General features: G+C 61.6%; 7 protein-coding genes. 4 read left to right on the top strand and 3 right to left on the bottom strand.

What is annotated here, in order from left to right:
* Window positions 1–59: 59 nt before the first annotated feature.
* Window positions 60–305 (bottom strand): hypothetical protein, encoded by a 246-nt coding sequence (locus EN935_RS25410; protein WP_126068856.1) that lies wholly within the window; start codon window positions 303–305, stop codon window positions 60–62.
* A 220-nt stretch (window positions 306–525) separates the two neighbouring features.
* Between EN935_RS25410 and EN935_RS25405 the strand changes: the two genes are divergently transcribed.
* The gene (locus EN935_RS25405) at window positions 526–957 is read left to right on the top strand and encodes a cupin domain-containing protein (protein WP_126068855.1); all 432 of its coding nucleotides are present in this window, start codon (window positions 526–528) and stop codon (window positions 955–957) included.
* A 126-nt stretch (window positions 958–1,083) separates the two neighbouring features.
* Here the strand turns inward: EN935_RS25405 and EN935_RS25400 are convergent, their stop codons facing one another.
* Together EN935_RS25400 and EN935_RS25395 are read right to left on the bottom strand one after the other, a co-directional pair.
* Window positions 1,084–1,437, bottom strand: coding sequence for a hypothetical protein (locus EN935_RS25400; protein WP_245468645.1), 354 nt, complete (start codon window positions 1,435–1,437; stop codon window positions 1,084–1,086).
* Between the two features lie 18 nt (window positions 1,438–1,455).
* A complete protein-coding gene (locus EN935_RS25395; protein ID WP_127262555.1) occupies window positions 1,456–1,911 on the bottom strand; it encodes a carboxymuconolactone decarboxylase family protein in 456 nt (151 codons plus the stop codon).
* A gap of 243 nt (window positions 1,912–2,154) precedes the next feature.
* Between EN935_RS25395 and EN935_RS25390 the strand changes: the two genes are divergently transcribed.
* From EN935_RS25390 to EN935_RS25380, 3 genes are all read left to right on the top strand, one after another.
* Window positions 2,155–2,913 (top strand): copper homeostasis protein CutC, encoded by a 759-nt coding sequence (locus EN935_RS25390; protein ID WP_245468643.1) that lies wholly within the window; start codon window positions 2,155–2,157, stop codon window positions 2,911–2,913.
* Entirely contained in the window at window positions 2,910–3,407 is a 498-nt protein-coding gene (locus EN935_RS25385; protein WP_127262554.1) for a GNAT family N-acetyltransferase, read from the top strand. Before EN935_RS25390 ends, EN935_RS25385 begins: the two co-directional genes overlap by 4 nt.
* A gap of 107 nt (window positions 3,408–3,514) precedes the next feature.
* Entirely contained in the window at window positions 3,515–4,000 is a 486-nt protein-coding gene (locus EN935_RS25380) for an SRPBCC family protein (protein WP_127262553.1), read from the top strand.
* Window positions 4,001–4,022 lie beyond the last annotated feature (22 nt).

Genomic DNA, 4,022 nt, shown 5'->3' with positions numbered 1-4,022 from the left:
TGATCGGGTCGCATGCCGCTGATGACGAGCGCGGCCCGAAGCGCCCGAAACGGCTTATCTTACTCCACTGATGGTTCTTCAGGTGGTGGCGTCAAAACTGTGATGTCCATCCTGGCGATCTTGGATGCCGCGCGACCTTGCGCACCAGCATCCACGTCGCCGGTTGCGGCAACCATAATTTTGGCGAGATGTCCCACGGCGTCTGCGCTGCGGCCTCGTGAAAATCCATCGCTCGTTTCCGGCTTTCCCACTGCCGTTTGTTTTTCCGGTACTTGCCGATGCTGATTTGCGATTGCGGAAACCATTGAAACCTCCTGTGGTAACGACTCGAACCTTATATTAGCATTGGCTGTTGCGAGGCTGACCTGGCTAGGCCGCCGCCAGCAGCCGCATTCATCGCCGACTCGCTCTTGGCCGCTAGCCCAACTCTGCCGCACCGCACGAGGTCCATTGAACCGCGCGCTCAACGCTACCTTGCTAGCAGATGACTACCGCGCGATGCTGACACCACGGTTGGAGCGAATCATGCGAAAAATTCTGGTGTCGGTGCTACTGCTCACAGCGGCCTTTTCCGTAAACCCGGCTTGGGCGCTGGACAGCAGCGGCACGCCTGTCGTGGTGACGCCACTGGCATCACGCACGACGACGGCGTCCGGCCAGCCGATCACGCTGCCGCAGAAGAACGTGCAGGTGCTGGCGTCGACCTACGACATCGCGCCGGGCGCGACCTTGCCTGTTCACAGACACCCCTTCCCGCGCTACGCCTATGTCCAGGCCGGCACGCTGAAGGTCACCAATGTCGAGAGCGGCAACAGCAACACTTACAAGACTGGCGATTTCATCGTTGAAATGATCGGCCAGTGGCATCAGGCCACCAATATCGGCGATGGTCCGGTGAAGCTGCTGGTGATCGATCAGGTCGAGGAAGGCGCCAAGAACACGGAACTGCGCCAGTAGCTTTGGCCGCCCAGGATACGTTCGACATGTCGACAAATGTGCCCAGGAATGTTGGTAAGGCTTCTGACCACCCGTCTGAACATGGTGGCGCAAATATCCCTGGTGTGCCTTGCTCAGTCGACAATTTCAGAAGCCGAATTGCTCCTTGCGCAACGCATCTTCGTACTCTTTCTTCAATTCCAGAACCTTGCCGCGCACCTCATCTTCCTTGAAGTGCGCCGCTTCCCATTTGTCGATCTCGGCTATTGAACGATTGACAGACGCGAGTTCCTCTTCCAGCTTGATCGCCGCTATCCATTCCTCCACCGCAGCCTTGTAGGCGCCCTGGAGTTGGTTGAGATCTGACGTATCGATTGGCATGGCACACTCCATCGTTGATGCCACTTTGTAGGTCAGCGCGATGAACAAACTAAGACAGCCGTTAGCGTCATCATTTCGGCTGCCTGGTATCGCGCCACGTGTCACCGCACCGTCGCGCACGACCACTTGGCCAAGCACTTAACCCCAGGCGCCGACCATCTGCCGTGTCGTGGCGTTCAGCCGGTTGAAGGCGTTGATGAGCGCGATCTGGATGACGAGGGCAGCTAGCGCCTTTTCATCATAGTGCCGGGCGGCCTCGTCCCAGACATCGTCCGGCACCGCGTCCGGCCGGTCGGCGAGCCGTGTGCCGGCCTCAGCCAGCGCCAGCGCCGCGCGTTCCGCATCGGTGAAGTAAGGCGTCTCCCGCCATGCCGCTAGCGCAAAGATGCGTTCGTCCTTTTCGCCGGCCTTCTTCAGTTCGCGCGCATGCATGTCGACGCATACAGCGCAGTTGTTGATCTGGCTGGCGCGCAGATGGATGAGCTTGCGTGTGACATAGGGTACGTCGACCGCCTCGGTCGACTTGTCCAGCGCCAGCAGCGCCTGCACGGATCCGGGAATGAGTACCACCGGATTTTTGATCCTTGCTTGCATGGTCTTTCTCCTTTGAAGTGTTTCGTCAGGGCATGTCTTACCGGCCCGGATGCCGGCCGCGCCGCCATGTTGCCGACGACAAACCCATAACCATTTGGCTATTGATTAATCCATAACTCCATGGTTATGAGAGTGTCAAGCGGGGAAATGCCGCCTGGCCCAAATGGCGGCGCGCTGTTCGTGCTTTCGCGCCAACCGGCCCGATGCTAGGGCTGTCGGCGACATCATGGATTGGATCGCCCCTTGACCAGAGAGAATCGCCTGCCGCTGATCGAAATCTGTGTCGAAGGCATTGACGGCCTGCTGGCAGCAGAAGCTGCCGGCGCCGATCGCGTCGAATTGTGTGCCAGCCTCGTTGAAGGCGGCATCACGCCGAGCCTTGGCACGGTGCGCGCCGCCCTCGACCAGGCAAGCGTGCCGTTTCATGTCATGGTGCGGCCGCGCGGCGGCGATTTTCTCTACAGCGAAACCGAGTACGCCTCGATGCTGGCCGATGTCTCGGCACTACGCGAGCTCGGCGTGCCCGGCGTGGTGTTCGGCTGCCTGAACGCCGACGGCACTATTGACGAAGCGCGCATGAGCGAACTGACGCAGGCCGCCGGCCCCTTGCACGTCACCTGCCATCGCGCCTTCGACATGACGCGCGACCCGGCCGAGGCGTTGGAAGCGTTGATCCGCAGCAAGGTCGGCCGCGTGCTGACCAGCGGCCAGCGTGACACGGCAGTAGAAGGCGCTTCACTCCTGGCGGATCTGGTGCGGCAGGCCGGCGACCGCATCGTCATCCTCGGCTGCGGTGGGCTGGACTTGCACAACATCGCCGACGTGCGCAGCAAAACCGGCCTGTCCGAAATGCATTTCGCAGCCCTCAAGGATGTGCCAAGCGCTATGAACTACCGAAATCCCCATGTCGGCATGGGTGGCTCCGACCTCGACCGCGAGTATCGCAACACGCTGACTGACACCGACCTCGTGGCGGCCACCATCAAGGCAGCCAAGGCATGAGCGCAGCCCCTGCCCCGATCAGCCGTGTACTGGCCGAAGACGAAGCGGCGATCCTGACGCTCAACAATGAGCACGCCGCCGAACTGTCGTGGCTGGAGCCAGAGCGGCTGTCTTTCCTGCTCGGCGAAGCGTTCTATGCACGCCGCATCGGTGATCTCGAAGCCTTCATCATGACCTTCGACCAGGACGCCCGTTACGACAGCCCGAATTTCTTGTGGTTCCGCGAGCGCTACGAGCGCTTCGTCTATGTCGACCGTGTCGTCGTTGCGGCTAGCGCGCGTGGCCGCGGCCATGCCCGCCGGCTCTACCAGGATCTGTTCGGCCATGTCGCGCGCGCCGGTCACACGCTGGTCACCTGCGAGGTCAACACCGACCCGCCCAATCCCGCCTCGGATGCCTTCCACGCCGCACTCGGCTTCACTGAGGCCGGTGACGCGGTGATCCACGGCGGCAAGAAAGCGGTGCGCTATTACGTCAGGCAGATCACCGCCTGATCCGCTGCGCTGGCCACACAAAGAAGCTGAAGCTCCTGATCCGCTGCGCTGGCCACACAAAGAAGCTGAAGCTAATGTAGGTGTTTCCACCAACCGGAGGAAATGCAGTGCCGAGCAATGTCTTCCGCTTCGACGAAAGCTGGCACATCCCCGAGGGCACGCCGCAGGAAGTGTGGGAGGTGCTCTCGGATGCCGAGTTGCTGCCGCTCTGGTGGGGCGACGTCTACAAGGAAGTGGTGCCGCTCGACAGCAAGGGCAAGGCGACCATCGGTTCGCGCGCAAGAGCCAGGGCTCGCGGCGCCCTGCCCTATGAGCTGAATTTCATCATCGAAGCGGCGGAGCTCATACCCGGCCGCCTGGTGGTGGTGAAAACCCACGGCGATTTCGACGGGCTGTGGCGGGCGGAATTGTCGCCATCGGGCACCGGCACCCATGTGCAATTGACCTGGCAGGTCACGGTGCTGAGGCCGATCCTCAAATTCCTCGCCCCGCTGCTGCGGCCGGCCTTCGCCTGGAACCATCGCTGGACAACACCGCGCGGCGAAGCCGGTCTCCGCCGATATCTCGAGGCACGAAAGGCAGCGCCTCGATGAGGCCGGCGGCATTCACCAGTTG

Source organism: Mesorhizobium sp. M7D.F.Ca.US.004.03.1.1 (assembly GCF_003998635.1).
In the GTDB taxonomy this organism is placed as follows: Bacteria; Pseudomonadota; Alphaproteobacteria; order Rhizobiales; family Rhizobiaceae; genus Mesorhizobium; species Mesorhizobium loti.
The sequence above is the reverse complement of the archived record's forward strand: the minus strand, read 5'-3'. Positions and strand labels throughout refer to the sequence as shown.